Source organism: Streptomyces sp. NPDC048604, assembly GCF_043199435.1.
In the GTDB taxonomy this organism is placed as follows: domain Bacteria; phylum Actinomycetota; class Actinomycetes; order Streptomycetales; family Streptomycetaceae; genus Streptomyces.
This window is the reverse complement of the sequence record NZ_JBICVX010000016.1, coordinates 88,332-114,671: the sequence shown is the minus strand read 5'-3', so window position 1 is coordinate 114,671 and position 26,340 is coordinate 88,332. Positions and strand designations below refer to the sequence as shown.

Here is a 26,340-nt window from a genome sequence, read left to right as displayed (position 1 = left end):
CGCCGTGTGGCAGGGCCGTAACCCCCGGCGGAGACTGGGAAGAGGGCTACGAGAAGGGGTGGAGGGATCATGGCGGAACACCCTGACGCGGCAGTGGTGCGCAAGGGCTACGAGGCGTTCGTCAAAGGAGACATGGACACGGTCGCCTCTCTGATGACGGGCGACTGCACGCACCACGCGCCCGGTGAGAGCCAGATGTCCGGGCACATCAAGGGCCGGGACAACGTGATGGCCCACTTCGGCAGGCTCATGGAGCTGACCCACGGCACCTTCCGAGTGGAACTGCTGGACCTCTTCGCGGACGGCCGGGGCCATGTCATGGCCGTCCACAAGTGGCACGGCGACCGCGGTGACCGGGGCATCGAGATGAAGGGCGGCCTCTTCGTCTCCCTCATCGGAGGCAAGTTCGCCGACGTCGACGAGTGCGTCGCGGACATCGACGAGACCGACGCCTTCTGGGGTCAGGCCGAGTAGGCGGCGCTTCCCGCCTCGAACGTCTCCCCGTTCCTCGGCACCCCCACGCCGCGCCAGGTGAACGGCACGCCCCGGGCCGTGTCCAGGTCCGGGCCGTCCATCAGCTGGAAGTGCACGTGCGGCTCGGTGGAGTTGCCGGAGTTCCCGCAGCGGGCCAGCTCCTGGCCGGCGGTGACCCGGTCGCCCGGGCGCACCGCGAGGGAGCCCTGCTCCAGGTGCGCGTACATCGCGAACGTCCCGTCGCCCAGGTCGAGGACGAGGTGGTTGCCGGTGACCCGGCGGGCGCCGGACATCGCGCGCACGGCGGCCTCGACCAGCATCAGGTACAGCACGGCGGGCAGCGAGTTGCGGCTCAGGTGGTCGCGCTGGCCGTCCTCGGCGCGTACGACGGTCCCGTCGGCGACGGCGAGCAGCGGTGCGCCGAACGCGGGGAAGTCCCGGCTCGGGCGCATGACCGGCCAGAACGCGGCGAACTCGGGACGGGGCCGCTCGTCGGACTCCGCGACGACGTCGATCGCGTACGTCTGGCCGTACTGGTGGGTGCCGTGGCTGGGCGTACGGTCCGCCGGGCTGTTCAGCGCCGACCAGCGGCCGGTGACCGGGGGCAGCACCTCGACCGGCTCGCGCGCCGACAGGACGGCGGCCTTCCGGCGCGCGGTCGCCATCAGCGCGAGCCCGAGGGCGCCGGCGGCGAGCGCCGGCAGCCAGCCGGCCCAGTACGGGTAGGGCAGGTCGACGACGACCGAGGCGACGGCCTGGACGGCGAACAGCAGCCAGAGCGCGCGGTGGAGGACCACCGCGGCCTTGCGTACGGACATGAACGTTTCCCCCTGAGACGTGTGCGCCTTGAGACGTGTGCGGTCAGGGACGGGCCGCCGTCAGCAGCACCAGAAGCGGGACGACCCGCGCTCCCGGCACCTCGTGGCGGCCGCGTCCGGTGGTGTGGAGCCAGCCGGCGGCGGTCAGCTGACGCAGGTGGTGGTAGATCTGGCCGGTCGTGCCGATCTCCTCCAGCTCCGCCAGTTCGGCGGCGGTGCGCCGGCCGCCGAGGATCTCCCGCAGCAGCCGGAGGCGTACGGGATGGCCGAGCGCGGCGAACGAGTCGGCGGCCTCGGACCAGTCGCGGTCGAGGAGGTCCTCGGCGAGCGCGCCGAACTGCCACTCGTACCGCTCCGCGGTGGGCAGCCGGACCGCGCCGGTGAACAGCACCCCGCCGTCCTCCGCCGCCGCGCCCGCCTCGGCGAGCTCCGCCTTGAGACCGTCCAGCGCCCAGAAGTCGCCCTCGGCGGGCGCGCGCTCCGGGCGCCCGGCGCTCTCCAGGGCCGCCATGCGCCGCTCCAGCTCGGCGACGCGCTCTTCCAGCTCCATGAATACGAGATTACGTAATCACGTAAGACCGTGCAAGCGTGCGATGCCCGCGGAAACGCGAGGAGGCCCCCGCCGTCCGGCAGGGGCCTCTTCGGTACCGCGATGCGTCAGGCCAGCAGGCCCGGGATCGTCGCCTCGTGCGCGGTGCGCAGCTCCTCCAGGGAGAGCGCGAACTCGCCCTGGACGTCCACGGCGTCGCCGTCGACGACACCGATGCGGGTGGCGGGCAGACCCCGCGCGCCGCACATGTCGGTGAAGCGGAGCTCCTCGCTGCGCGGGACGGCGACGACTGCACGGCCCGCCGACTCGCTGAAGAGGAACGTGAAGGCGTCCAGGCCCTCCGGGACGACCAGGCGCGCGCCCGTGCCGCCGCGCAGGCAGGACTCGACGACCGCCTGGATCAGACCGCCGTCCGAGAGGTCGTGCGCCGCGTCGATCATGCCGTCGCGGGAGCCCGAGATCAGGATCTCGCCGAGCAGCTTCTCGCGGTCGAGGTCCACCGCCGGCGGCAGACCGCCGAGGTGCTGGTGGATGACCTCGGACCACGCCGAGCCACCGAACTCCTCCTTGGTGTCGCCGAGCAGGTAGAGGAGCTGGCCCTCTTCCGCGAAGGCGATCGGGGTACGGCGGTTGACGTCGTCGATCACGCCGAGCACGGCCACGACCGGCGTCGGGTGGATCGCCACGTCACCGGTCTGGTTGTACAGCGACACGTTGCCGCCGGTGACCGGGGTGCCGAGCGCGAGGCAGCCGTCCGCGAGACCGCGGGTGGCCTCGGCGAACTGCCACATGACGCCCGGGTCCTCGGGCGAGCCGAAGTTCAGGCAGTCGGAGATCGCCAGCGGCTTGGCGCCGGAGGCGGCCACGTTGCGGTACGCCTCCGCCAGCGCGAGCTGCGCGCCGGTGTACGGGTCGAGCTTGGCGTACCGGCCGTTGCCGTCGGTCGCCATGGCCACGCCGAGGTTGGTCTCCTCGTCGATACGGACCATGCCGGCGTCCTCGGGCTGGGCGAGCACGGTGTTGCCCTGCACGAAGCGGTCGTACTGGTCCGTGATCCACGACTTCGACGCCTGGTTCGGCGACGAGACCAGCTTCACGACCTGGTCCTTCAGCTCCACGCCGGTCTGCGGGCGGGCCAGCTTGCCGGCGTCGTCCGCCTGCAGCGCGTCCTGCCACTCGGGGCGGGCGTAGGGCCGGTGGTACGTCGGGCCCTCGTGGGCGACGGTGCCCGGGGGCACGTCCACGATCAGCTCGCCGTGCCAGAAGATCTCCAGGTGGTCGCCGTCCGTGACCTCACCGATGACGGTGGCGGTGACGTCCCACTTCTCGCAGATCTCCATGAAGCGGTCGACGTGCTGCGGCTCGACGATCGCGCACATGCGCTCCTGCGACTCGCTCATGAGGATCTCCTCGGGAGAGAGCGTCGCGTCGCGCAGCGGCACGGTGTCCAGCTCGACCCGCATGCCGCCGGAGCCCGCGGAGGCCAGCTCGGAGGTGGCGCAGGAGAGCCCGGCGCCGCCGAGGTCCTGGATGCCCGCGACGAGCTTCTCCTTGAAGATCTCCAGGGTGCACTCGATGAGGAGCTTCTCCTGGAACGGGTCGCCGACCTGGACGGCGGGGCGCTTGGTCGGCTTCGTGTCGTCGAAGGTCTCGGACGCGAGGACCGAGACGCCGCCGATGCCGTCGCCGCCGGTGCGGGCGCCGTAGAGGATCACCTTGTTGCCGGGGCCGGAGGCCTTGGCGAGGTGGATGTCCTCGTGCTTCATCACGCCGATGCAGCCGGCGTTGACCAGCGGGTTGCCCTGGTAGCAGGAGTCGAAGACGACCTCGCCGCCGATGTTGGGCAGACCCAGGCAGTTGCCGTAGCCGCCGATGCCGGCGACGACACCGGGCAGCACGCGCTTGGTGTCGGGGTGGTCGGCCGCGCCGAAGCGCAGCGGGTCGACGACCGCGACCGGACGGGCGCCCATGGCGAGGATGTCGCGGACGATGCCGCCCACGCCGGTGGCCGCGCCCTGGTAGGGCTCGATGTACGAGGGGTGGTTGTGCGACTCGACCTTGAAGGTGACGGCGTACCCCTGGCCGACGTCGACGACGCCCGCGTTCTCGCCGATGCCGACGAGCATGGCGTCGTTGGCGGGGACCTTCTCGCCGAACTGCTTCAGGTGGACCTTGCTGCTCTTGTAGGAGCAGTGCTCGGACCACATGACGGAGTACATGGCGAGCTCGGCGCCGGTGGGACGGCGGCCGAGGATCTCGCGGATGCGCGCGTACTCGTCCTCCTTGAGGCCGAGCTCCTTCCAGGGCTGCTCGCTGTCCGGCGTCTCGCTCGCGTGCTTGACGGTGTCGAGGCTCATCAGGCGTTGACCAGCTTCTTGAGGATCGAGGTGAAGAAACCGAGACCGTCCGTCTTGCCGGTGCCGACCAGCGGCTCGACGGCGTGCTCGGGGTGCGGCATGAGGCCGACCACGTTGCCCGCGGCGTTGGTGATGCCCGCGATGTCGCGCAGCGAGCCGTTGGGGTTCATGTCCAGGTAGCGGAAGGCCACCCGCCCCTCGGCCTCCAGCTCGTCGAGCGTGTGCTCGTCGGCGACGTACCGGCCGTCCATGTTCTTGAGCGGGACCTCGATCTCCTGGCCCTGCTCGTAGTCCACGGTCCAGGCGGTCTGCGCGTTCTCCACGCGCAGCTTCTGGTCGCGGCAGATGAAGTGCAGGTGGTTGTTGCGCAGCATCGCGCCCGGCAGCAGATGGGCCTCGGTGAGGATCTGGAAGCCGTTGCAGATGCCGAGGACGGGCATGCCCGCCTTCGCCTGCTCGATGATCGTCTCCATCACCGGCGAGAAGCGGGAGATGGCTCCGGCCCGCAGGTAGTCGCCGTAGGAGAAGCCGCCGGCCAGGACCACCGCGTCGACCTGCTTGAGGTCCTTGTCGCGGTGCCAGAGCGAGACGGGCTCGGCGCCCGCGAGGCGGGCGGCGCGCAGAGCGTCCTGGTCGTCGAGAGTCCCAGGGAAAGTGACGACTCCGATGCGAGAGGTCACGACTCCACCTTCACGGTGAAGTCCTCGATCACGGTGTTGGCGAGGAAGGTTTCGGCCATCTCATGGATGCGGGCGAGGGCGGCGTCGTCGACGGGACCCTCCACCTCGAGCTCGAAGCGCTTCCCCTGACGGACGTCGGCGATCCCCTGGAATCCGAGGCGCGGCAGTGCACGGTGCACCGCCTGCCCCTGCGGGTCGAGGATCTCCGGCTTGAGCATGACGTCGACTACGACGCGTGCCACTGGCACTCCCGGTGGTGTGTTGCGTGGGCGGTTCCCTCAGCGTACCTGCCTCCAAATTCTACGCGAGTAGACTTTTGGAGGAGCACACAAAGACCTCCAGGAAAAATCCATGTGAAAAATCGCGTCCCCCATTGCCGACGACGTGACACGCTGATGGAATTGCCGGGGCTTCACGATGCCGTGCCGACCGCTGTACAAAGGAATGCAGGGGAAAGCAGCATTGCCCCTCAACAGCCGGAAAATCCGGCATCGCCGCATGTCAAGCACGCCCAACAGGCAGGCAGGACGCGACGAACCGCAGGAAAGGACCGATATCCGTGGCGCAGCGCGTAGTGGTCACGCTCTTCGATGACATCGACGGCGGAGAAGCGGCGGAAACGGTCACGTTCGGCCTCGACGGTAAGACGTACGAGATCGACCTCAATCCCGCCAATGCAAAGAAACTGCGCAAGGTCCTGGCGCCCTACGTGGCAGCCGGCCGAAAGCAGAGCGCCGGCCGCTCCGGCGCGGCCGCGAAGCCCCGCACGGTGACGGCGCTGGCCCCCGACCCGGCGGCGGTACGCGCCTGGGCGCAGTCCCACAAGATGGAGGTGCCGGCCCGCGGACGCATCCCCAAGCGGGTCTACGAGGCGTTCCGCGAGGCCAGTTGACCCCCGGCACTGACGGGCAGCCAGGAAGCGATTTGCCATCCACCCCCGCCGATCGGCTAAAGTCTGGATCACGCCGAGGGGCGAGGCCGACAGGCCGGACCTCACGCAGCGTGCGGGTGTAGTTCAGTAGTAGAACAGCCCCCTTCCAGGGGGAAGGCGCAGTGTGCAATTCCTGTCACCCGCTCTGCATCGTGATACCGACCACTCCGGTGGATCAGGTAGAGTGGTGCTCGCACCGCCCGGTGAGAGCCGGTCGGGAGCAATGCGGACGTGGCTCAGTTGGTAGAGCATCACCTTGCCAAGGTGAGGGTCGCGAGTTCGAATCTCGTCGTCCGCTCGGGATAAAAGGCCCCGGTTCATCGAACCGGGGCCTTTGCCGTGCGCCCGCGTGTTGGTCCGCCCCGATCGGCCGCGATCGGCCTTGATGACATTTGTCATGAGCAGTCGTGACAGCGCGCACTGCCGAGCGGCTTCCTCCGCCGGGAGTCTGGTGCACATGACAGACGTGATCGAGGCGGACGGCCTCCACCGGACCTACTCCGGCGGCTTCGAGGCCGTGCGGGGGATCTCCTTCACCGTGCCCCGGGGCGAGATCTTCGCGCTCCTCGGCACCAACGGAGCCGGCAAGACCTCCACCGTGGAGCTCCTGGAGGGGCTGGCCCGGCCGACCGGCGGCACCGTGCGGGTGCTCGGCCACGACCCGTACGCCGAGCGGGCCGCCGTACGCCCCCGGATCGGCATGATGCTTCAGGAGGGCGGCTTCCCCTCCGATCTGACCGTGGCCGAAACCGTACGCATGTGGGCCGGCTGCACCACGAACGCCCGGCCCGCCGGCGAGGCCCTCGACATGGTCGGCCTCGACCACCGCGCCCGGGTCCGGATCAAGCAGCTCTCCGGCGGCGAGCGCCGCCGGCTCGACCTGGCGCTCGCCCTGCTCGGCCGGCCCGAGGTGCTGTTCCTCGACGAACCGACCACCGGCCTGGACGCCGAGGGCCGCCGCGACACCTGGGAACTGGTCCACCGGCTGCGCGAGAGCGGCGCGACCGTGCTCCTCACCACGCACTACCTGGAGGAGGCCGAGTCCCTCGCCGACCGGCTGGCGATCATGCACCGCGGCCGGATCGTCACCGCCGGCACGCCCGCCGAGGTCACCGCCGCCCGGCCAGCCCGGATCCGCTTCACCCTGCCCGAGGGCACGGGCCACGAGCGGCTGCCGCTCGGCCTGCGGGCCGCCGCCGACGGGCGGCGCGTGGAGATCCGTACGCACGAACTCCAGGACGCGCTCGCCGAGCTGCTCGGCTGGGCCGCGGACGCCGGCGTACGGCTCGAAGGGCTCGACGCGCGCTCCGCCTCGCTGGAGGAGGCCTTCCTGGAGATCGCCTCGCGCGCCGACGACGACAGCCACACCTCCCACGACACCGACCACGACACCGACCTGGAAGAGGCCCGATGAACGCCACCGCCGCGCGCCTGACCGCCCTCGGCCGGGCCGAGCTCACCCTGCTCTCGCGCAACAGGAACAACCTCTTCATCGCGGTGCTCATGCCGGTGCTGATGATCTTCCTGCTGCGCTCCTCCCTCACCAACCTCGACGGCGACCTCCCCATGGGCATCGCCGGAGCCACCCTGGTCGGCGGCACCGGGATGGTCCTCGTCCTCGTCGTCTACATGAGCCTCGTCTCCACCTACGTCGCCCGCCGTGAGGAACTCGTCCTCAAGCGGCTGCGCAGCGGCGAGGCCCGCGACGCCGAGATCCTGGCCGGCGGCGCGCTGCCCGCCTCCGTGATCGCCCTCGTCCAGTGCGCGATCCTCACCGCGCTCGGCCCCACCGTCCTCGAAGCGAGCGCCCCGCGCCGCCCCGACCTGCTGCTCGCCGGAGTCCTCGGCGGGATCGTGCTGCTCGTCGCGGCGGCCGCCGTCACCACCGTGATCACCCGCTCCGTGGAGAGCGCGGGCCTGACCACGCTGCCGTTCTTCCTGATCTCCGCGATGGGCTCGGGCCTGATGGTCCCCGTCGACACCCTGCCCGACCCGGTCGCCTCCGTCGCCGGACTGCTCCCGCTCAGCGGGGTCATGGAGCTGATCCGGGCCGGCTGGCTGGGCGCCGGCGCGGTCGGCGGCAAGGAGCTGCTGGGCGCGGGCCTGACCACGGTGGCCTGGATCGTGCTGAGCGTGTTTGCTGTCCGGAAGTGGTTCCGCTGGGAACCGCGGCGCTAGGGGATACAGGGCGCCAGGGGACCGAACAGGACTGGGGGTCGGCCGTGTCGAGGCTGACGGGGTGGTGGAGCGGCCGCAGCAGCGCGGCCAAGGTGGAGCTGTACACGCGGTGGACCTTCCATCTGCTCGTCCTGTTCCAGCTCCTGGGCATCGGGATGGTCCCGCTCGCCAGTCACGCCGAGGGGGACGTCGGCATCGCCCCGGCCGTGGCGGTCACGCTGCTGGTCGGCGTGCACGCGGTGCTGTGCGCGGTGCTCTGCTCCCGCGCGCTCGACTGGCAGCTCGACCGGCGGGAACGCCCCGTACGGCTCCTGGGCGTCCAGGTCGGGCTGGCCGCGACCATGTCGCTGACGCTGATGACGCTGCAGGCGACGGAGCGGCTCGGAGACCCGGGTATCGCCGGCGCCACCGTCGTCGGCATGTCCGCCTTCACCCTCGGTTCGGCCGCGCTGTGCCTGAAGTCGGCCCGGAAGATGGTCGGCGTCGCGCTGGCGGCCGGTCTCGGGGCCGGACTCGCGGCCCTCGTCCTCGGTCTGGCCTGGCCGCAGGTGCTGGCGTACGTGTTCGGGGTGCTGTTCAGCGGCGGCTTCATGGTCGCCGCGTTCGGGTTCTCCGGCTGGCTGCTGCGGACCGTCTGGGAACTGGAACGCTCCCGGGAGCTCAAGGCGCGGCTCGCCGTCGCCGAGGAGCGGCTGCGGTTCGGCCGCGACCTGCACGACGTCATGGGCCGCAACCTTTCGGTGATCGCGCTCAAGAGCGAGCTCGCGGTCCAACTGGCCCGGCGCGGGCGTACGGAGAGCGCCGTGGACCAGATGACCGAGGTGCAGCGGATCGCCCGGGAGTCCCAGCGCGAGGTGCGCGACGTGGTGCGCGGCTACCGCGAGGCGGACCTGCGGGTGGAACTGGAGGGCGCGCGCGGCGTGCTGGCCGCGGCGGGCATCGCCTGCGCGATGGAGCCGGCCGGCGCGCTCGAACTGCCCGGCGCGGTGCAGTCGGCGCTGGGCTGGGTGGTCCGCGAGGCCACCACGAACGTGCTGCGCCACGGCGACCCGAAGCACTGCCGCATCGCCCTGCGCGAGGAGTCCGGCGCGGTGCTGCTCGAGGTGGAGAACGACGGCGTACGCCCGTCCCCCCTGCCGCCCCGTCTCCCCGGCTCCGGCCTCACCGGCCTGCGGGAGCGCCTGACGGCGGTGAACGGAACGCTGGAAGCGGGCCCGGAAAAGGGCGGCCGCTTCCGGGTCACGGCACGCGTGCCGCTGCTGCCCACGCCCGTACCCGCCCCCCGGCCGTCGGACCGTACGACGGAGCCGTCGGACCGTACGACCAAGGAGACCGCCCGGTGACCGTGCGCGTGCTGCTCGCCGACGACGAGCATCTGATCCGCGGCGCCCTCGCCGCGCTGCTCGCCCTGGAGGACGACCTCGTGGTCGTCGCCGAGGCGGCGTCCGGGCCGGAGGCGCTCGCGATGGCGCTGGCCCACGAGCCCGACGTCGCGGTGCTCGATCTGCAGATGCCGGGCGCGGACGGTGTGAAGGTGGCCACAGCGCTGCGCGAGCGGCTGCCCGGCTGCAAGACCATGATCGTGACCAGTCACGGCCGCCCGGGGCACCTCAAGCGGGCCCTCGCGGCCGGCGTGCGCGGCTTCGTGCCCAAGACCGTCAGCGCCCAGCGGCTCGCCGAGATCATCCGCTCCGTACAGGACGGAAACCGGTACGTGGACCCGGAGTTGGCTGCCGACGCGATCTCCGCCGGCGACTCCCCGCTGACCGCCCGGGAGGCCGAGGTGCTCGAACTCGCGGCCGACGGAGCGCCCATCGCGGAGATCGCCGAGCGCGTCTCGCTCTCCCCCGGGACGGTCCGGAACTACCTCTCCTCCGCCGCCGCGAAGCTCGGTGCGGAGAACCGGCACACAGCCGTACGGCTCGCCCGGGCGAAAGGTTGGGTATAGTGGGCGCAGCGCTTCGGCGCATGCGGACGTGGCTCAGTTGGTAGAGCATCACCTTGCCAAGGTGAGGGTCGCGAGTTCGAATCTCGTCGTCCGCTCCATACGAAGAAGCCCCCGGTCGATCCGACCGGGGGCTTCTTCGTGTCCGTCAGCTCCAGCTCGTGCCGGTCAGCAGCTCGTACGCCTCCACGTACTTGGCGCGCGTCGCGTCCACGATCTCCTGCGGCAGCGCCGGCGGCGGCTGCTCGCTCCTGCGGTCCCAGCCGGAGGCCGGCGAGGTCAGCCAGTCGCGCACGAACTGCTTGTCGTACGAGGGCTGGGCGCGGCCCGGCTGCCACTGGGCGGCCGGCCAGAAGCGCGACGAGTCCGGGGTGAGGACCTCGTCGGCGAGGACCAGCCGGGGGCCGTCCGGGCCGTCCTCGAAGCCGAACTCGAACTTGGTGTCGGCGAGGATGATCCCGCGCTCCCGAGCGATGTCACGGGCCCGGCCGTACACGGCGAGGGTGGTCTGGCGCAGCAGCGCGGCGGTCTCCGCGCCGACCTGGCGGGCGACTTCCTCGTAGCTGACGTTCTCGTCGTGGTCGCCGACGGCGGCCTTCGTGGCGGGGGTGAAGATCGGCGCCGGCAGCTCGGAGCCGTCGGTCAGTCCCTCGGGCAGGGCGAGGCCGCAGACCGTGCGGGACTCCTCGTACTCGACGAGGCCGGAGCCGGTGAGGTAGCCGCGGGCGACGCACTCGACGGGCACCATGTCCAGCGACTTGCAGACGAGGGTGCGGCCCTCCCAGTCGGCGGGGGCGCCCTTGGGCAGCTCGGTCGACAGGACGTGGTTGGGCACCAGGTCGGCGAGCAGGTCGAACCACCACAGGGAGAGCCTGGTGAGCACCCGGCCCTTGTCGGGGATCTCGGTGGGCAGCACCCAGTCGTACGCGGACATGCGGTCGCTGGCCACCATGACGAGGTCGCCGGCCTCGTCGCGGTACAGGTCGCGAACCTTGCCCGTGTGGAGATGGGTCAGGCCCGGGACCTGGACGGGCTCGGGCTTTTCTACGAATCCGGACACGGTTCCTCCGCGTAGGTTGATCCAGGAGCTGTCCGATTCTCTCCCATCGCGGAGGGCGTCCGCCGCTCGGGCCCGGTCAGTCCCGTTTGCAGATGCGGTCCAGGAGGTTCGCGGTGGCGCGCTGAACGCGCAGGTCGGTGTGGCCCGGGCGGTCCAGCGCGGGCGACCAGGCGAAGGTACCGGAGGCGAACACCCAGGCGCCGGACGGGGATCGGTACAGCGAGGTCTCCTGGTGCCGGAGCGCGCCCTCGCCGTCGCGGTAGGGCGAGTGGGCCAGCAGGATGCGGCTCTCGTGCGGCGGCAGGGCGGTGCGCGGGAAGTACCGGTCGGCCTCGCCGGCGACCAGTCCGGGCAGCTCGTCGCCCTCGCCTGCGCCGGTGGCCTCCCAGAGCCAGTGCTCGGCGTTCCGCACGACCAGCGGGGACGGTTCGGGGACCCGGCCCGCGTACTGGATGCCGAGGAGCTGCTGCTCGGGGCGGTCGATTTCGCGCCAGAGGGCGGGGCGGCCGGGGCCGCGGCGCTTGCGGCAGGTGAGCAGCCGGTCGGGCGCGCCGGACGGCGAAGGGGCGAGCTCCACCTGCCAGTACAGGGTGTTGGCGGACAGGAAGACCAGCGAGGTGCCCTGTTCGCGGGCGAGTTCGACGGTCCGCCGCATGGGGACGGACCAGTACTCGTCGTGGCCGGGGAAGACCAGGCCGCGGTAGCGGGTGGGGTCGACGCGGCCGGCGTGCAGATCGCGGGTCTCGGCGTACGCGAGGTCGTAGCCGTAGCGCTCGGCCCAGCGGATGAAGTCGTACGCGTGGCCCACGTGCAGAGGCAGGCCCGCGCCCGCGTACGGGCGGTCGAAGGAGACGGTGACGGCCGCGTCCTCCTCGCCGAGCAGCCGGCCGTCCTCGTCCCAGGCGTGGTAGAGACTGGCGCCGGTGCGACCGTCCTCCGGATAGAGGTTGTACGCCTGCCAGGTGACGTCCGGCAGGACGAGGAGCAGGTCGGCGGGGCGGTCGTCGCGGACCGTGAACGGGATGTGGGAGCGGTAGCCGTCGCAGGTGGTGAGCACGGCGACATACGCGCCGACCGACCAGTACGAGGGGATCTGCAGCCGCCAGGACTGCCACCAGTGGTGGCAGGAGACCGTCCGGTCGGCGGTGAGCGGCGGCGGCTGGACGATCCCGGAGAGCCGGGGACTGGTGGTGATCTTGGCGGCGCCGTCGCCGCCGTAGTGACCGATCCGGTAGACGTCGACGGAGAACTGCTGCGGCGGGTCCACGGTGATGTGGAAGTCGATCGCCTCGCCGGGCGCGACGGCCGCGTTGGAGGCGAAGCCCTTGATCTGACGGCGCACGTCGTCGGCCGTGCGCGGGCCGCCGCTGCCGCCCGCTCCCCGGCCTAGCGCGGCGTCCGCGTACCAGGGGACGACGTGGCCGGTGTCGTCGAAGTAGTGCTCGCTGCCCCGCAGCCAGGGCAGCGGGCCCTGTCCGAAGGGATCCGTGACGGCATGGGCGAGCGCTCCTGATTCCCACCGCCTGATGTGCTCCGCCCCCATGATGCGCCCCTCCTCGACTCCCCCGCGCCTGTGGTGGTGTGTGTGCCTGCCGTGCGCCGTGGCGTGCCTGGCGCGAGCCTGGCGCGAGCGGTGGCGCGGATCTGTTGTCAGTGCCGAAACCCAGCACATCACATAACGCACGCACTCCGTCACCGTTCGTCGCGGATTGACGAGAACGGAAGCGGGTCTTCCGGATCTGGGAGGGGTGGGTGGGGTGGCGGAGGCAGCGCGGAGGCGGCCCCGATGCGGTCCCCGGGGAGGTCCTCGCGCGGTCTCAGACCAGCCGGACGGGCTTCTCCGGCCGCACACCGGTACGGGCCAACCAGGCCTTCAGGGGATCCGGATCGCCGTCCTCGACGAGCGTCAGCACGCAGCCGGCCAGCTCGGACTGGCGCACCTCGCCCAGGAACAGGGCGGGACCGTCCAGCCAGTCGAGCCCGGGACGGGCCCCCGCGGTGTCGACCGCGGCGCAGCAGACCATGGCCGTCACGTGATCGGCGAGCAACTCGCGCCCGGTGCGGGGCGGCTGCAGCGGGAAGAGCGGGAGCGCGTCGTAGCCGGAGACGGCGTGCGAGGAGCCGGGTGCGCCGGGCAGGGCGACGGGCGCGGGGGCGGGCCGGCGGGCCTCCTCCCGCGCCGCCTCGGCGGTGAGCGCGGCGGCGAGCACGTCGGCGGGGGGCGCGTCGGCAGGCGGATCGACGGGGGACGCGTCGGCGGGGCGCGCGTCGGCGGGCGGGTCCGCGGGGCCCTGGGCGCCTCCCGCGGTCGAGAGGTGGCCCAGGACCCGGGACAGGGTGGGGCCGTCCACCGCATCGGCGGGGGCCGGGGACGCCTCCAGGACACCGAGCCGGTCCAGTACGGCGAGCAGACGCGCCGCGTCCGTACGCCACTTCCGGTCCACGACCTCGTCCGGGTACTGCTCCCAGTCCACCGGCGACCAGTCGGGTCCGGGCTCCGCCGGGCCGCCGTGGAAGAGCCGGGCAGCCAGCAGCGAGGCGGCCTCGTCGACGGTGCCGGGTTCTTCGAGCAGGTCGCAGGCCGGGCGCTCGCCGAGCCGTGACGTGAAGCTGTCCGCCAGCCGGTCGCGGCGGGACAGCTCGGTCAGCGCCGAGACCACGCCCGCGTCCAGCCGGGAGGGCCAGCGGCCCATCCGCCAGGCGGGCAGCGCCACCCGGGTCAGCAGCCGGTCCCAGCCCGCGTACGCGAGCCCGACCTGCTCCTGGGCGACGATCCGCACCCCGTAGTCCACCGCCTGGGCCCGCTCCGAAGCGGCGGCGGCGACGCCCCGCTCCATCTCGGCGGCATGACCGCGGCAGCTGCGCAGCAGCACCCGGGCGACCGCGCCGACCCCGCGCGCGCCGAACCGGCGGACCGGGTCGAGACCGGGGTGCCGGGGCGCGGCCACCGCCGCGTCCAGGCCCTGCACGAAGCGCCGGGCCGCGGCTATGTCGGGATGCGCGGACGGCCCCGTGCCGGCGACCACCGGCGCGAGCACCGCGCGCAGTTCGCCGACCCTCATCCACCAGAGAAACGGCGAGCCGATGACCAGCACCGGCGCGTCGGGCGATCTGCGCAGCCCGTTGCCGCGCCCGCCGCCGTGCGCCGGGTGCGTACGGTCCTCCAGCCAGCTGTCGCAGTCCGGCGTGAGGGCTATCGCGGACGGCGCGGGGACCCCGAGCCGGTCGGCCAGGTCCTGCACCATCCGGTACAGATCGGGGGCGGCGGACTCGGCGAGCTCGACCGTCGGCGTGACGGCGGGCCGGGACCGCGCGATCACCAGCGCGACCACACCGGCCGCGAGCAGAACGAGCACCGCCACCGCGGTCACCGTCCAGCGGACCGCGTCCCAGCCGGCGCCGGTGAGATGCCCTGCCGGGGCTGCCGCGAGCAGGACGACCGCGGCGGCCGCGGGGAGCAGCGCGAGGGCCGTGGCCCACGAGCGGATGCGCAGAACGGCGAGGGCGCGCAGGCGCGCGGCGCGCGCACCCCGCTCCTCTGCCGCGAAAGAACCGGTACCGATGCCGGACATGGCCCTACCTCACCCCCCTCGTACCCTCGTCGGGACTGCCTGTGGCGGTGTAGCTCACTCCCCCACTGTGGCACCCGCCACCGACATCGCAATGTCGGTGGGCCAAGTGCCGGACCGCCTCCGCGGCACCCTAGTAAGGGCTTCGGCGGGCGTCATCCGGATGGCTCAGTCGTCACTCGATGGAATGGCTTTGGGCAAAGGTGATGACAGTGGGGCGGGAGGGAAGCACACCTCTCGGTGCGCGACCCTCCCGCCCCGGTCAGGCTCGTTCCCGGACCGCCGGCGTCACTCCCCGGCGGCCTTGCGGGCGATGTCCGTACGGTGCTGCGAACCGTCAAGCCGGATACGGCCGACCGCCGCGTACGCCCGCTCCCGGGCCTGCGCCAGGTCCGTACCGGTGGCGGTGACCGACAGGACGCGGCCGCCCGCGCTCAGCACCCGCTCGCCGTCCCGCTTCGTGCCGGCGTGCAGCACGTACGCGTGCGGTGCGTCCTCGGCGGCGACCTCGGCCAGGCCCTCGATCGGGTCGCCGGTGCGCGGCGTCCCCGGGTAGTTGTGCGAGGCGACGACGACGGTGACCGCCGCGTCCTCGCTCCAGTGCAGCGGCTCCTGGTCCTCCAGCGTGCCGTTCGCCGCGTGCAGCAGGACGCCCGCGAGCGGGGTCTGCAGCCGGGCCAGCACGACCTGCGTCTCCGGGTCGCCGAAGCGGGCGTTGAACTCGATCACCCGCACCCCGCGGCCGGTGATCGCCAGACCGGCGTACAGCAGACCGGCGAACGGGGTGCCGCGGCGGCGCAGTTCGTCGACGGTCGGCTGCAGGACGGTGTCCATCACCTCGTCGACCAGCTTCGGGTCCGCCCACGGCAGCGGCGTGTACGCGCCCATGCCGCCGGTGTTGGGGCCCTCGTCGCCGTCGAGCGCCCGCTTGAAGTCCTGGGCGGGCTGCAGCGGGAGCACGGTGACGCCGTCGGTGATCGCGAAGAGGGAGACCTCGGGGCCGTCCAGGTACTCCTCGATGACCACACGGTCGCAGGCGAGCGCGTGCGCGCGGGCCTGCTCGACGTCCTCGGTGACCACGACGCCCTTGCCGGCCGCGAGACCGTCGTCCTTCACGACGTACGGGGCGCCGAACGCGTCCAGCGCCTCGTCGATCTCCTCGGGCGTGGTGCACACGTACGAGCGGGCCGTCGGCACACCGGCCCCTGCCATCACGTCCTTGGCGAACGCCTTGGAGCCCTCCAGCTGCGCCGCCTCGCGGGACGGGCCGAAGCAGGGGATGCCGGCCGCGCGCACGGCGTCGGCGACGCCGGCGACGAGCGGCGCCTCCGGGCCTACGACGACCAGGTCGGCGCCGAGCTGCCGCGCGAGCGCGGAGACGGCGTCGCCGTCCAGCTGGTCGACGGGGTGCACCTCGGCGACCTCCGCGATTCCGGCGTTGCCGGGCGCGCAGTGCAGAGCGGTGACGTCGGGATCGAGAGAGAGGGAGCGGCACAGGGCGTGTTCGCGGGCGCCGCCGCCGATGACGAGGACCTTCACGCCAGCCAGGGTAGCCCGCGCGGCGGCGTGCCCTTTGTGCGGGCCACCGAGCGGGACGGCCCTATTCGTTCGTGTATTCCTCCACCACGGTGGCTCCGAGCTCGCGCACGATCAGGTCGTGCCCGGAGAGCGCGGACTCCACGAGGTCGGGATCGTCCTCCTCGGGGATGTCGTCCTCGGGCGCAACGGGCGGCGGAGCCTGGACGGGCGCGGGGGCCTGAGGCTGGGACTGGTGCTGTACGGATGCCGGGGCCTGGGCCTGCGGGGCCGCGGGGGGCGGCGGCGTCTGCTGGACCGGCGGGGCCGGCTGGTGGCTCGGGGAGGCGGGAGCCACCGGCGGCGGAGTGGGACGGCCGCCGCCGAAGCCGGACGCGGCCGGGGGCGGGGCGGAGCCGCCGGAGGGGTCGACGATCGCCTCGATCTTCCACTGCACATGGAACTGGTCGGCGAGCGCCTGCCGCAGCACCTCCTCGCTGCCGCTGCTCGCGAAGTTGTCGCGGGCGCCGGCGTTGAGGAAGCCGAGCTGGAGGGTGGTCCCGTCGAAGCCGGCCACCTGCGCGTTCTGCGAAAGCAGGATCCACGTGAAACGGCGGCGGTTCTTGACGGCGTCGAGGATCGACGGCCACATGTTCCGCACCTGAGCGGCGCCCTGCGCCGACTCGCCGGACGGCGCGGGGGCCGGGGCGGCGGCCTGCGGCTGGGGCGCGGCAGGCGCGGGCGGCGTCGGCGCGGCCGCACCGGGCCACGCACCGGGAGCCGCACCACTGCCGGGCGCGGCAGCCCCGGGCCAGGCGCCTGGCCGTGCGCCGGCGGGAGGCTGCGCGGGGGCGGGGGCGGGAGCCGGGGCGGGAGCCGGCGTAGGAGTAGACGTAACCGGGGCCGGGGCCGGGGCAGGGGCAGGCGGCGGAGGCGGAGCCATCGGCGTATGCGCTTCGGGCCCGGGCACGTACCCCATCGCGGGCGCGGGCGGCGGCCCGGGCATCACCATGGGCGCGGCAGGGGCGGACGCGGCCCCGCGCTCCAGCCGGTCGAGCCGGGCCAGCAGCGACCGCTCGTCGTCGAAGGCCGCGGGCAGCAGCACCCGCGCGCAGATCAGCTCCAGCTGCAGCCGCGGCGAGGTGGCCCCGCGCATCTCGGTGAGCCCGGTGTTGACGAGGTCGGCAGCCCGGCTCAGCTCGGCGCCCCCGAACACGGAGGCCTGCGCCTGCATCCGCTCGACGACGTCGACGGGCGCGTCGATCAGCCCCTTCTCGACGGCGTCGGGCACGGCGGCGAGGATGACGAGATCCCGCAGCCGCTCCAGCAGATCGGCGACGAACCGCCGAGGGTCGTTCCCCCCTTCGACGACCCGGTCGACCACCTCGAAAGCGGCCGCCCCGTCCCCCGCGGCGAAGGCGTCGACAACGGAATCGAGCAGCGACCCGTCCGTGTACCCGAGCAGCGCGGTCGCCATGGCATACGTCACACCGTCGTCGGCGGCGCCCGCGAGCAGCTGGTCCATGACGGACATCGAGTCACGCACGGACCCGGCGCCGGCCCGCACGACGAGCGGCAGCACGCCGTCCTCGACGGGAATGCCCTCCCGGCCGCACACCTCGCCGAGGTACTCCCGCAGGGTCCCCGGCGGCACGAGCCGGAACGGATAGTGATGGGTCCGCGACCGGATGGTCCCGATGACCTTCTCGGGCTCGGTCGTGGCGAAGATGAACTTGAGATGCTCCGGCGGCTCCTCGACCACCTTCAGGAGGGCGTTGAAGCCCGCCGAGGTGACCATGTGCGCCTCGTCGATGATGTAGATCTTGTACCGGCTGGAGGCGGGCCCGAAGAAGGCCTTCTCCCGCAGGTCACGGGCGTCGTCCACGCCGCCGTGCGAGGCGGCGTCGATCTCGATCACATCGATGGACCCCGGCCCGTTCCGGGCGAGATCCCGGCAGGACTGGCACTCGCCGCACGGCGTCGGCGTGGGGCCCTGCTCACAGTTCAGACACCGCGCGAGGATCCGCGCGCTGGTCGTCTTGCCACACCCGCGCGGCCCGCTGAACAGGTACGCGTGATTGACCCGGTTGTTCCGCAGGGCCTGCTGCAACGGGTCGGTGACATGCTCCTGCCCGATGACCTCGGCGAAGGACTCGGGACGGTAGCGGCGGTACAGCGCGAGAGACGACACGTATACGAGGTTATAGGCGCACACCGACAACCCGGTGCCCGAGAACGCAAGCGCCCCCCACGCACCCGCCAGAGCCGACCTACCCTTGCTGCCTTCCGGCCCTGGGGGAGTTCAGTCAGATAGCGCCACGTGAGGGGCTCCGCCCAGAGTACCCGATCCCCACCCCTCCCCCGCCACCCCCACCGACCTCCCCGAACCCCGAAACATCGAGTTCGCGAGCACCCCCCTCGGTCATGTAATGTTCCCGGCGGAGGATTCGCCTAGAGGCCTAGGGCGCACGCTTGGAAAGCGTGTTGGGGGCAACCCCTCACGAGTTCGAATCTCGTATCCTCCGCCAGCCCAGAGGGCCGGACCGCACAGCGGTCCGGCCCTCTGGTCGTTCCACGGTCAACGGGTCACCACATCAGCAGGCGCTGCCCCAGGAGTGGGAGGAGGCTCGGTCGTTCCAGCCGGAGGGCATGGACTCCCAGTAGGCGCCGTTGGGGAGGCAGACGAAGGAGCCTCGGCGGTCGATGTTCTCGTAGAAGAGGACGTCCTCGTAGGCGCCCGTGTAGCCGCTGTTGCGGGCCGAGGAGACCTTGTCGTTCATGTCGCCGCAGCCGGTGTTGAAGCGGTAGTCGCTGTCGTCGCCGCTCCAGCGGCAGGTCGCGCCGCCGGCGCCGGTGTGCTCCCAGACGTGGACGTAGCCGTCGGCCATCGCCAGGGAGGGGGCGGAGGCCTGGGACTGCGGGGTCGTCGTCAGGGTGGCCAGCAGGGCTACGGCGGCTGCCGCCAGGGTCCTCGTCATCGTCTTGCGCATCTGTCGTGGTTCCTTTCTCCAACGCCACGGAGCTCGTGCTCACGGGCGGTTCGTGAGGACCTCGCGGGCCCTGGGCAGTGCGGCGCGTTCCAGGCGGGCCTTCGTGGCGAGCGGGGCCGCGTGGGCGCGGCGGGCCGCCGCGCCGTACCGCGCGTCCAGCGCCTTCGCCGTGGCCGCCAGGCCGGAGTCCGCCGCGCACTCCGCCTCCGCCACGGCCAGTTCGCGCTCGCCGGTCCCGGGGAGCGCGGCGCGCAGGGCCTCCGGGGTCGGGTACGCGTGGCCGCGCCGCGTCATGCACGCCGACCAGTCGCGTACCGCCGTCCGGTAGGCCGGGTCGGCGCGGACCCGCGGCACGTACAGGGGCGTCAGGTTCGCCGCCGTCAGCCGGGCCTCGAACCAGGCCGGCAGATCGCCGTACAGGCGGCGCTGCGCCTGCGCCGTGCAGCCCTCGTCGCTCGCCGCCACCGTCCCCCCGCCCGGCATCCGCGCCCTCAGGCCGACCGGGCGCGGGCCGTTCAGGGCCGCGAGCGCGGCCCGCTGCCGGGCGGGCGGCAGGGTGCGGAAGTACCGCTCGTTCGGGTCGGCCGCCTTCGCCGCCGCGAGCCGGCGCTCCTCGTCCCGGCCGAAGCCGTGCGCCCGCGCCCAGCCGACGTCGTCCACGACGTACGGGAAGCGGCGCGGTGGCGGCGACTGCGGGACCCGTACCTCGTAGCGGAAGCCCCGCGCGGTCAGGCACCGCGCGATCAGCGTCTGCTCCGCGCGGGCGAGCAGTTGCTGCTGCGGCCGGGTGAGGGGTTCGCCGGCGCCGGGGGGAGTTCCAGGAGTCCCCGGAGTTCCGGGGTCGCAAGCCGTCAGGGTCAGGAGGAGCAGTACTGCCAGGGGAGCCGACCTTCGCACGCGGCCAGGCTGCCCGACCCCGCTCGGTGGGATGCGCGTCGACGCAGGTGAAACGTTGTCTCCTCGCCCGGATGGGTGGTGCCGGACTGCGATCGACCGTCAGAATCGGCCAAGATCCAGAAGTCGGTGAGAAAAAGTCGGGCGGCGATGTCGAACGTGCTCTTCTCGCTCCGACCCCAGGGTGAGAGCGCGCACCGCCGGTGCGCCCGAAGGGGAGGACACCCGAGATGAAGTACGTCGCGATGATCTACGGCAACCAGGCCAAGTGGGACGCCTTCCCCGCCGACGCCTGGCCCGAGGCGATCGCCCGGCAGGACGCCTTCAACCGCAGGTACCGCGAGACCGGAGAGCTGATCGGCGCGTACGGGCTCGCCGACGCGGCCAACGCGCAGCTGGTCCGGCGCACCGGCGAGGGCGCACCGGCCGTGACCGACGGGCCGTACCTGGAGACCAAGGAGTACCTCGCCAGCTTCTACCTGCTCGACTGCGACAGCCTGGAGCGGGCGCAGGAGATCGCCGCGGACATGCCGTTCGCCGACGTCGAGCCGGTCGAGCTGTGGCCCGTCCTGCACGAGGCCCCGACGGACGCGGCGGGGCTGTGAGCGGCGTGCCCCAGAACGTCGAGGACCTGCTGCGCGCGCTCGCGCCGCAGGTCCTCGGCGTGCTCGTGCGCCGCTACGCGAGCTTCGACGAGGCCGAGGACGCGGTGCAGGAGGCCCTGCTCGCCGCCGCCCTGCAGTGGCCGAAGGACGGCGTCCCCGACAACCCGCGCGGCTGGCTCGTCACCGTCGCCGCCCGCCGGCTCGTCGACCAGGTGCGCAGCGAGGCCGCGCGGCGGCGCCGCGAGGACACCCTCGCCCTCGCCACCCCGCAGTCCGCGCTGCTCGCCCACCCCGCCGACGAGCGGCCCGAGTCCGACCGCGACGACTCGCTGGCCCTGCTCTTCCTCTGCTGTCACCCCGACCTCTCGCCCTCCAGCCGGATCGCGCTCACCCTGCGCGCGGTCGGCGGTCTGACGACCGCGCAGATCGCGGCGGCGTTCCTGGTCCCCGAGGCGACCATGGCGCAGCGCATCAGCCGCGCCAAGCAGACGATCAAGGGCGCCGCCCTCGCGCTGCCCGAAGGCGCCGACCGCGCCGAACGGCTCGGCGCGGTACGGCACGTGCTGTACCTCGTCTTCAACGAGGGCTACACCGCCTCCGCCGGCGCCGACCTCACCGCGCCCGAACTGTCCGCCGAGGCGATCCGGCTCACCCGGCTGCTGCACCGGCTGGTCCCCGACGACTGCGAGACCGCCGGGCTGCTCGCCCTCATGCTGCTCACCGACGCCCGTCGCCCCGCCCGCACCGGGCCGCTCGGCGAACTCGTGCCGCTCGCCGAACAGGACCGCGGGCTCTGGGACGGCGCGCTGATCGCCGAGGGCGTCGAGCTGATCAGCCGTACGCTGCCGCGGGGCCAGGTCGGGCCGTACCAGGTGCAGGCCGCCGTCGCCGCCGTCCACGACGAGGCGACGGACGCGGACGCCACCGACTGGCCGCAGATCCTCGCCCTGTACGAACTCCTGGAACGCTTCGGGCCGAACCCGATGGTCACCCTCAACCGCGCCGTCGCCGTCGCGATGGTGCACGGACCGGCCGCCGGGCTCGACCTGCTGGCCACGCTGGAGGGCGACAAGCGGATGGCCCGGCACCACCGGCTGCTCGCCACCCGCGCGCATCTGCTGGAGCTGCGCGGCGAGACCGGGCCGGCGGCGGAGGCGTACCGCGAGGCCGCCCGGCGCACGACGAGTGCGCCGGAGCGGCGTCATCTGACGGAGCGGGCACGGCGGTTGGAGGGCGGGGAGCCGGCCGGGCCGTGAGGCCCGGTGCTCGACCACCGGGCCGCCGATGTCATGCGGCGGCGGCCGGCTCGCGGGTCCCGGCCGTCGACGGCTGCGGCTCCGACGCCTGTGCCTCCGGCAGGCCGGGCTTCGGCTTGTCCTCCGCCACCACCCGCTCCTCCGCCGTAGTGGGAGCTGGCGCTAGCGCCGTACTGGGCCCGGATCCGCGACGTCCTGGAGGCGGACGTCTTCCACCGGGCCCGGCAGGTCGCCGAGCACGGTGTGGCGCAGGTCCTCAACGAGCTGCACAAGTCGGTGACCTGGGACACCGGCAGCCTGCGGCTGGTGCGCCGGCAGTGCACGCTGAGCCGCGCCGAGACCGGGGCCGGGCTGCTGCTGGTGCCGTCCGCGTTCGCCTGGCCGCGGGTGCTCACCCGCTCCGTAGCGCCCGAGCCGCCCCAACTCGCCTACCCGGCACGGGGGATCGGGACGCTGTGGGAGCCGCGGACCACGGCCGCGGCGGAGGCGGTGGCCGCGGTCATCGGCAAGTCCCGGACCCTGCTGCTGACGGAGCTGGACACCCCCGCCTCCACCACCCAACTCGCCCGCCACGCAGGCCTGTCCGCCGCCGGCGTCTCCCAACACCTCACCGCCCTGCGGGACGCCGGCCTGGTCACCGCACACCGTGCGGGCCGCTCGGTGCTCTACGCACGAACGGCGGTCGCGGACGCCCTGCTGTGCGCGGGAACGGCCTGAGGATCGAGTAGGCGTCGAGCAGGCGAGGGAGGGGTGGGCCTCCCGGGTGGAATCGCGGCCCGGCGGGCGCGCTGACGGGCACTACCCAGGAGTACGGCGTCCCCTGGAAGGACCAGAAGGAGCACAGAGAGCAGAGAGGGAGCGTCTGTCGTGAAGTACATGGTGATGGTGCTGGGCTCGCAGGCGGACTACGACGCGATGAAGGGCGAGGGTTCCTCGGGCTCCCCGGCGTGGAGCCAGGACGACGTGCGCAAGATGATCACGTTCATGGACAAGCTCAACGGCGAGCTGAGCGCGACCGGCGAGATGCTGGACGGACAGGGCCTCACCGAGCCCGCCCGCACCCGCTTCGTCACGGCGAACCCGTCCGGCGGCGCCCCGACCGTCCGGGACGACCCGTACGACCGCGGCCGGGAGCTCCTGGCCGGCTACTGGATCCTCGAGTGCGCCTCCCTCGACCGCGCCACCGAGATCGCCGCCCGCATCACCGAATGCCCGGTCCCGCCCGGCAGCAAGGACTACCCGGTCGTCATCCGCCAGATCGACGAGGCCGGCCCCGGGGAGTGACCGGCCTTCGTCGTCGTCTCAGCCGCGGCGCAGGCGTTCCAGCGTCGCGTCCAGGGGGAGGCCGCAGGTGGTGGTGCGGTTGTGGGGGAGCCTGCCGAGCATCGCGGCCATGCCGCAGGTGTCGGTGAGCGCCGAGAAGACGAGGCCGCCCGCGATGCCCGCCGCGAGAAGCTGGAAGGCCGGGTGGACGAGGAGTCCGAGGGCGAGCCCGATCAGGACCAGCGAGCCGGCGGTCAGCCGGACCTGCCGGTCCATCGCCCACACCGGCTTCGCGGGCGCGCCCGCCGGGCGGTCCAGCGAGTGGCCGCGGGCTGCCCAGGCGGAGGTGCCGCCGGTGAGGTTCAGCGCGGGGACACCCTGCGCGGCGAGCTGGGTGCGGGCTGCGGCGGAGCGGTTGCCGGACTGGCAGACCACGAGCAGTTCGCCGCGCGCGGCCGCCTCCCGCAGGGCGGGCACGGCCTGCGCGAGCCGGTCGAGCGGCACGTTCAGCGCGCCGGGGACGTGGCCGGAGGCGTACTCGGCGGGGCTGCGGACGTCGACGACGGTCAGCGAGCCGAGACGGCCGTGGGCCCGGTCGGCGTCGAGGTCGGTGGGGGTAGCGGGGGAAGCGGGGGAAGTGGGGTGGTGCATGGAGGGTGTCATCCTTGGGTTTCGGCGGAGCCCCGTACGAGGGAGTAAATTACCCCCTGGGGTATCTGTTGGAGGAGTGGTTGTGGAACTCGATCTCGCGGGCGCGGAACTGAAGGCGGTCCTGAACCGGCTCCGCCGGGCACAGGGCCAGATCTCCGGTGTGATCAAGATGATCGAAGAGGGCCGGGACTGCGAGGAGGTCGTGACCCAGCTCGCCGCCGCGTCGCGCGCCCTGGACCGCGCGGGCTTCGCGATCATCGCGACGGGCCTGCAGCAGTGCCTCACCGACATGGAGAACGGCCGCAAGGACGGGGAGGACCCGGAGCAGATGCGCGCCCGCCTGGAGAAGCTCTTCCTGTCGCTGGCCTAGGCCTGGGCCTGGGCCTGCGCCTCTTCACCCGTTCACCACACCGCGTCCGCCAGCATCAGCGCCGCCACCGCCAGGAGCGCGACGCCGAAGACGCGGCGGAGGGTGTCGGCCGGGATCTTGGCGGAGAGCCGGCGGCCGTCCCAGGCGGCCAGGACGGCCGCGCCGGTGAAGGGGGCGACCACGGACCAGTCCAGCGGAACGGACGAGCCTGCCCGGGCCAGCAGGGCGACCAGGGCGTTCGCGGCGACGACCAGCAGGCTCGTGCCCACCGCCGTACGCATCCGCAGGCCGACGACCTGCACCAGCGCCGGGACCGTCAGGAACCCGCCGCCCACCCCCAGGACACCCGTCACCGCGCCCAGGCCCGCCCCGGCAGCGGCGACCGCCCCGCCCGAAGCCGAAGCCTGAGTCGGAGCCGAGGCCGAGGCCGAGGCCTGAGCATGAGCCTGAGTCGGACCCTGCGCCTGAGCCGTCCCCGCCGGAGCCGGCCCGCGGCGGATCATCCGGACCGCCGCAAGCCCCGCCACCGTCGCGAACCCCACCGTCAGCAGCGCCTCCGGCAGGCGCGTGGAGAGCAGGCCGCCGAGCGCGGCCGGTATGAGGCCGGCCGCCGCGAACAGCGCGCCCGTCGCCCAGCGCACCCGGCCGTCCCGGGCGTGCCCGTACAACGCGGTCGCCGAGGTCGCGAGCACGATCAACAGGCTCGCGGTCGCGGCCGCCTGCGGACTGAAGCCGAGCAGGTAGATCAGCGCGGGCACGGCGAGCACGCTGCCCCCGCCGCCCAGCGCGCCGAGCGCGAGCCCGACGACCGCGCCCGCCGCGAGCGCGATCAGCATCGGGGCGGCACGGGCGCGTTCGCGAACGAGTCGTCGACCGCCACCACGTCGTGCCCCGCGGTCGCCAGCATCGACGCGGCGATCGAGGCCCGCATCCCGCCGGCGCAGTGCACCCAGACGGTCCGGCCCTTGGACAACTCCGCCGTCCGGCCGCGCAGTTCGTGCAGGGGGATGGACAGCGAACCCGGTATCACGCCGGTCGCCTTCCGCTCCGAAGCGCGCCGGACGTCCAGGATCACCACCCCCGCGCCGTCCTCCGCCTCCAGCTCCGCGAACGTCGCCCGGCGGTACGACTCGGGCCGCTCCCCCGCCCGCAGCCAGTCCTCCGGCCCGCCGGTCGCCGCGGCGGCCGGGCGGTCGATGCCGACCCGTGCCAACTCACGCTGCGCCTGGGCCAGTTGCTCCGGACTCTCGGCGAGCAGGGTCACCGGACGGCCCCACGGGATCAGCCAGGCGAGGTACACGGCGAGCTGGCCGCCCGCCTCGATGTTGTACGAGCCGGCGACGTGTCCGGCCGCGAAGGCGACCCGGCTGCGCAGGTCGACCACCCACTCGCCGGCCTCGAGCCGGGCCGCGAGCTCGCCGGGATCGGCGACGGCGGGCGGGGTGAGGTCCACGGGTGCGGGGCCGGCGGTGTTGATCGGGCCCATGTGGGCGTAGTACGCGGGGGCGTCGTCGAGGGCCGCGAGCAGTTCGGCGACGAAGTCGTCCGCGTCCTTCAGCAGCGCCTCGTTGACCTTCGTCTGTTCGCCGATGGTCGTCGGCGAGGCGTCCGCCCCGGCGGCGGAGGCGCCGGCGGAGCAGAAGGAGCCGAAGCCGTGCGTGGGCAGGACGGCGGTGTCGTCGGGGAGTTCGGCGGCGAGCCGGTGCGCGGAGGCGTGCTGGGCGTGCGCCAGCGCCTCGGTCAGCCGGGGTTCGACCAGGTCGGGGCGGCCGACGGTGCCCACGAGCAGGGAGCCGCCGGTGAAGACGGCCACCGGGCGGCCCGCCTCCGCGAGGACGTACGCGGTGTGGTGCGGGGTGTGCCCGGGGGTGGCCATGGCGCGCAGCACCAGGCCCTCGTCGACGGGGAGTTCGTCGCCGTCGGCGATCGGCAGCCGCTCGTACGCGACGGAGGCCGCGGCGGGGACGACGTACCGCGCTCCGGCGATCCGCGCCAGCTCCAGTCCGCCGGACACATAGTCGTTGTGCACATGGGTCTCGACCACATGGGAGATCCGCACACCGCGGCGCGCGGCGGCCTCCAGCACACGGTCGATGTCGCGGGGCGGGTCGATCGCCACGGCGGTGGCGGGACCGCCCGCCAGATAGCTGCGGTTGCCGAGACCCGGCACCGCGACGGTGTCCACGAAGAACACGGCCGCTCCTTCCAGAGAAATCCGATTACCCCCCGGGGTA

Annotated in this window: 26 protein-coding genes, 4 tRNA genes and 1 other RNA gene; 15 read left to right on the top strand and 16 right to left on the bottom strand. The window is 73.0% G+C overall.

Annotated features, from left to right (window positions below; genetic code table 11):
- Positions 1 to 69: 69 nt before the first annotated feature.
- On the top strand, positions 70 to 474 hold the full coding sequence (locus ACGFMM_RS29085; RefSeq protein ID WP_393649429.1) for a nuclear transport factor 2 family protein: 405 nt from the start codon (positions 70 to 72) through the stop codon (positions 472 to 474).
- Here the strand turns inward: ACGFMM_RS29085 and ACGFMM_RS29080 are convergent.
- The 5 genes from ACGFMM_RS29080 to purS all read right to left on the bottom strand — a co-directional run bounded on the left by ACGFMM_RS29080 (position 462) and on the right by purS (position 5,121).
- Entirely contained in the window at positions 462 to 1,292 is an 831-nt protein-coding gene (locus ACGFMM_RS29080) for a M23 family metallopeptidase (RefSeq protein ID WP_393649428.1), read from the bottom strand. The two genes, ACGFMM_RS29085 and ACGFMM_RS29080, sit on opposite strands and share 13 nt — an antisense overlap.
- A 43-nt stretch (positions 1,293 to 1,335) precedes the next feature.
- Entirely contained in the window at positions 1,336 to 1,842 is a 507-nt protein-coding gene (locus ACGFMM_RS29075; protein ID WP_393649427.1) for an ArsR/SmtB family transcription factor, read from the bottom strand.
- Positions 1,843 to 1,949: 107 nt separating this feature from the next.
- Positions 1,950 to 4,199: a phosphoribosylformylglycinamidine synthase subunit PurL gene (gene purL / locus ACGFMM_RS29070; protein WP_393649426.1), complete on the bottom strand. Its 2,250-nt coding sequence runs from the start codon at positions 4,197 to 4,199 to the stop codon at positions 1,950 to 1,952.
- The gene (gene purQ / locus ACGFMM_RS29065) at positions 4,199 to 4,879 is read right to left on the bottom strand and encodes a phosphoribosylformylglycinamidine synthase subunit PurQ (RefSeq protein ID WP_393649425.1); all 681 of its coding nucleotides are present in this window, start codon (positions 4,877 to 4,879) and stop codon (positions 4,199 to 4,201) included. Before purQ ends, purL begins: the two co-directional genes overlap by 1 nt.
- Positions 4,876 to 5,121: a phosphoribosylformylglycinamidine synthase subunit PurS gene (purS, locus tag ACGFMM_RS29060; protein ID WP_393649424.1), complete on the bottom strand. Its 246-nt coding sequence runs from the start codon at positions 5,119 to 5,121 to the stop codon at positions 4,876 to 4,878. Before purS ends, purQ begins: the two co-directional genes overlap by 4 nt.
- Before the next feature lie 317 nt (positions 5,122 to 5,438).
- Here purS and ACGFMM_RS29055 point away from each other — a divergent pair, with 317 nt between their 5' ends.
- From ACGFMM_RS29055 to ACGFMM_RS29020, 8 genes are all read left to right on the top strand, one after another.
- Positions 5,439 to 5,771, top strand: a complete 333-nt coding sequence (locus ACGFMM_RS29055; RefSeq protein WP_393649423.1) for an Lsr2 family protein — start codon at positions 5,439 to 5,441, stop codon at positions 5,769 to 5,771.
- Between the two features lie 112 nt (positions 5,772 to 5,883).
- Positions 5,884 to 5,955: transfer RNA gene (locus ACGFMM_RS29050), tRNA-Gly, on the top strand.
- A gap of 80 nt (positions 5,956 to 6,035) precedes the next feature.
- Positions 6,036 to 6,108 (top strand) — tRNA-Gly (locus ACGFMM_RS29045).
- 159 nt (positions 6,109 to 6,267) lie between these two features.
- Positions 6,268 to 7,224, top strand: coding sequence for an ABC transporter ATP-binding protein (locus tag ACGFMM_RS29040; protein ID WP_393649422.1), 957 nt, complete (start codon positions 6,268 to 6,270; stop codon positions 7,222 to 7,224).
- Positions 7,221 to 7,988 (top strand): ABC transporter permease, encoded by a 768-nt coding sequence (locus tag ACGFMM_RS29035; RefSeq protein ID WP_393649421.1) that lies wholly within the window; start codon positions 7,221 to 7,223, stop codon positions 7,986 to 7,988. The genes ACGFMM_RS29040 and ACGFMM_RS29035 overlap by 4 nt, the downstream gene beginning before the upstream one ends.
- A gap of 44 nt (positions 7,989 to 8,032) precedes the next feature.
- Positions 8,033 to 9,331 (top strand): sensor histidine kinase, encoded by a 1,299-nt coding sequence (locus ACGFMM_RS29030; RefSeq protein WP_393649420.1) that lies wholly within the window; start codon positions 8,033 to 8,035, stop codon positions 9,329 to 9,331.
- Positions 9,328 to 9,936 carry a response regulator gene (locus ACGFMM_RS29025; protein ID WP_393649419.1) on the top strand — a complete coding sequence of 203 codons (609 nt, stop codon included), beginning with the start codon at positions 9,328 to 9,330 and terminating at the stop codon, positions 9,934 to 9,936. Before ACGFMM_RS29030 ends, ACGFMM_RS29025 begins: the two co-directional genes overlap by 4 nt.
- A gap of 22 nt (positions 9,937 to 9,958) precedes the next feature.
- Positions 9,959 to 10,034: transfer RNA gene (locus ACGFMM_RS29020), tRNA-Gly, on the top strand.
- A 47-nt stretch (positions 10,035 to 10,081) separates the two neighbouring features.
- On the opposite strand, the gene ACGFMM_RS29015 is transcribed toward ACGFMM_RS29020, so the two are convergent.
- The 6 genes from ACGFMM_RS29015 to ffs form a co-directional block, all read right to left on the bottom strand.
- Entirely contained in the window at positions 10,082 to 10,993 is a 912-nt protein-coding gene (locus tag ACGFMM_RS29015) for a phosphoribosylaminoimidazolesuccinocarboxamide synthase (RefSeq protein WP_393649418.1), read from the bottom strand.
- Between the two features lie 76 nt (positions 10,994 to 11,069).
- Positions 11,070 to 12,536 (bottom strand): N,N-dimethylformamidase beta subunit family domain-containing protein, encoded by a 1,467-nt coding sequence (locus ACGFMM_RS29010; protein ID WP_393649417.1) that lies wholly within the window; start codon positions 12,534 to 12,536, stop codon positions 11,070 to 11,072.
- A gap of 274 nt (positions 12,537 to 12,810) precedes the next feature.
- Entirely contained in the window at positions 12,811 to 14,565 is a 1,755-nt protein-coding gene (locus ACGFMM_RS29005) for a hypothetical protein (protein WP_393649416.1), read from the bottom strand.
- A gap of 285 nt (positions 14,566 to 14,850) precedes the next feature.
- A complete protein-coding gene (gene purD, locus ACGFMM_RS29000; RefSeq protein ID WP_393649415.1) occupies positions 14,851 to 16,101 on the bottom strand; it encodes a phosphoribosylamine--glycine ligase in 1,251 nt (416 codons plus the stop codon).
- Between the two features lie 61 nt (positions 16,102 to 16,162).
- Positions 16,163 to 18,268 carry a DNA polymerase III subunit gamma and tau gene (locus ACGFMM_RS28995; protein WP_393649414.1) on the bottom strand — a complete coding sequence of 702 codons (2,106 nt, stop codon included), beginning with the start codon at positions 18,266 to 18,268 and terminating at the stop codon, positions 16,163 to 16,165.
- Positions 18,269 to 18,311: 43 nt separating this feature from the next.
- Positions 18,312 to 18,410, bottom strand: an RNA gene (gene ffs, locus ACGFMM_RS28990) — signal recognition particle sRNA small type.
- A 107-nt stretch (positions 18,411 to 18,517) separates the two neighbouring features.
- Between ffs and ACGFMM_RS28985 the strand changes: the two genes are divergently transcribed.
- A tRNA-Ser gene (locus ACGFMM_RS28985) sits at positions 18,518 to 18,605 on the top strand.
- Between the two features lie 66 nt (positions 18,606 to 18,671).
- Here ACGFMM_RS28985 and ACGFMM_RS28980 read toward each other — a convergent pair.
- On the bottom strand, positions 18,672 to 19,067 hold the full coding sequence (locus ACGFMM_RS28980; protein WP_393649413.1) for a peptidase inhibitor family I36 protein: 396 nt from the start codon (positions 19,065 to 19,067) through the stop codon (positions 18,672 to 18,674).
- A gap of 39 nt (positions 19,068 to 19,106) precedes the next feature.
- Positions 19,107 to 19,964 carry a hypothetical protein gene (locus tag ACGFMM_RS28975; RefSeq protein WP_393649412.1) on the bottom strand — a complete coding sequence of 286 codons (858 nt, stop codon included), beginning with the start codon at positions 19,962 to 19,964 and terminating at the stop codon, positions 19,107 to 19,109.
- Between the two features lie 227 nt (positions 19,965 to 20,191).
- Between ACGFMM_RS28975 and ACGFMM_RS28970 the strand changes: the two genes are divergently transcribed.
- The 4 genes from ACGFMM_RS28970 to ACGFMM_RS28955 all read left to right on the top strand — a co-directional run bounded on the left by ACGFMM_RS28970 (position 20,192) and on the right by ACGFMM_RS28955 (position 23,106).
- Positions 20,192 to 20,566 carry a YciI family protein gene (locus ACGFMM_RS28970; protein ID WP_393649411.1) on the top strand — a complete coding sequence of 125 codons (375 nt, stop codon included), beginning with the start codon at positions 20,192 to 20,194 and terminating at the stop codon, positions 20,564 to 20,566.
- Positions 20,567 to 20,571: 5 nt separating this feature from the next.
- Complete coding sequence (locus ACGFMM_RS28965; protein WP_393649469.1) at positions 20,572 to 21,822, top strand: RNA polymerase sigma factor; 1,251 nt, start codon at positions 20,572 to 20,574, stop codon at positions 21,820 to 21,822.
- 156 nt (positions 21,823 to 21,978) lie between these two features.
- Entirely contained in the window at positions 21,979 to 22,539 is a 561-nt protein-coding gene (locus ACGFMM_RS28960) for a DUF5937 family protein (RefSeq protein ID WP_393649468.1), read from the top strand.
- Between the two features lie 150 nt (positions 22,540 to 22,689).
- Positions 22,690 to 23,106 carry a YciI family protein gene (locus ACGFMM_RS28955; protein WP_393649410.1) on the top strand — a complete coding sequence of 139 codons (417 nt, stop codon included), beginning with the start codon at positions 22,690 to 22,692 and terminating at the stop codon, positions 23,104 to 23,106.
- An 18-nt stretch (positions 23,107 to 23,124) separates the two neighbouring features.
- Here ACGFMM_RS28955 and ACGFMM_RS28950 read toward each other — a convergent pair whose 3' ends face one another.
- Positions 23,125 to 23,736, bottom strand: coding sequence for a rhodanese-like domain-containing protein (locus ACGFMM_RS28950; protein ID WP_393649409.1), 612 nt, complete (start codon positions 23,734 to 23,736; stop codon positions 23,125 to 23,127).
- Between the two features lie 82 nt (positions 23,737 to 23,818).
- Here ACGFMM_RS28950 and ACGFMM_RS28945 point away from each other — a divergent pair, with 82 nt between their 5' ends.
- Positions 23,819 to 24,106, top strand: a complete 288-nt coding sequence (locus tag ACGFMM_RS28945) for a metal-sensitive transcriptional regulator (RefSeq protein WP_393649408.1) — start codon at positions 23,819 to 23,821, stop codon at positions 24,104 to 24,106.
- A gap of 32 nt (positions 24,107 to 24,138) precedes the next feature.
- Here the strand turns inward: ACGFMM_RS28945 and ACGFMM_RS28940 are convergent, their stop codons facing one another.
- Both ACGFMM_RS28940 and ACGFMM_RS28935 read right to left on the bottom strand, forming a co-directional pair.
- A complete protein-coding gene (locus ACGFMM_RS28940; RefSeq protein ID WP_393649407.1) occupies positions 24,139 to 24,942 on the bottom strand; it encodes a sulfite exporter TauE/SafE family protein in 804 nt (267 codons plus the stop codon).
- Entirely contained in the window at positions 24,936 to 26,300 is a 1,365-nt protein-coding gene (locus tag ACGFMM_RS28935; protein ID WP_393649406.1) for a rhodanese-like domain-containing protein, read from the bottom strand. Before ACGFMM_RS28935 ends, ACGFMM_RS28940 begins: the two co-directional genes overlap by 7 nt.
- Positions 26,301 to 26,340 lie beyond the last annotated feature (40 nt).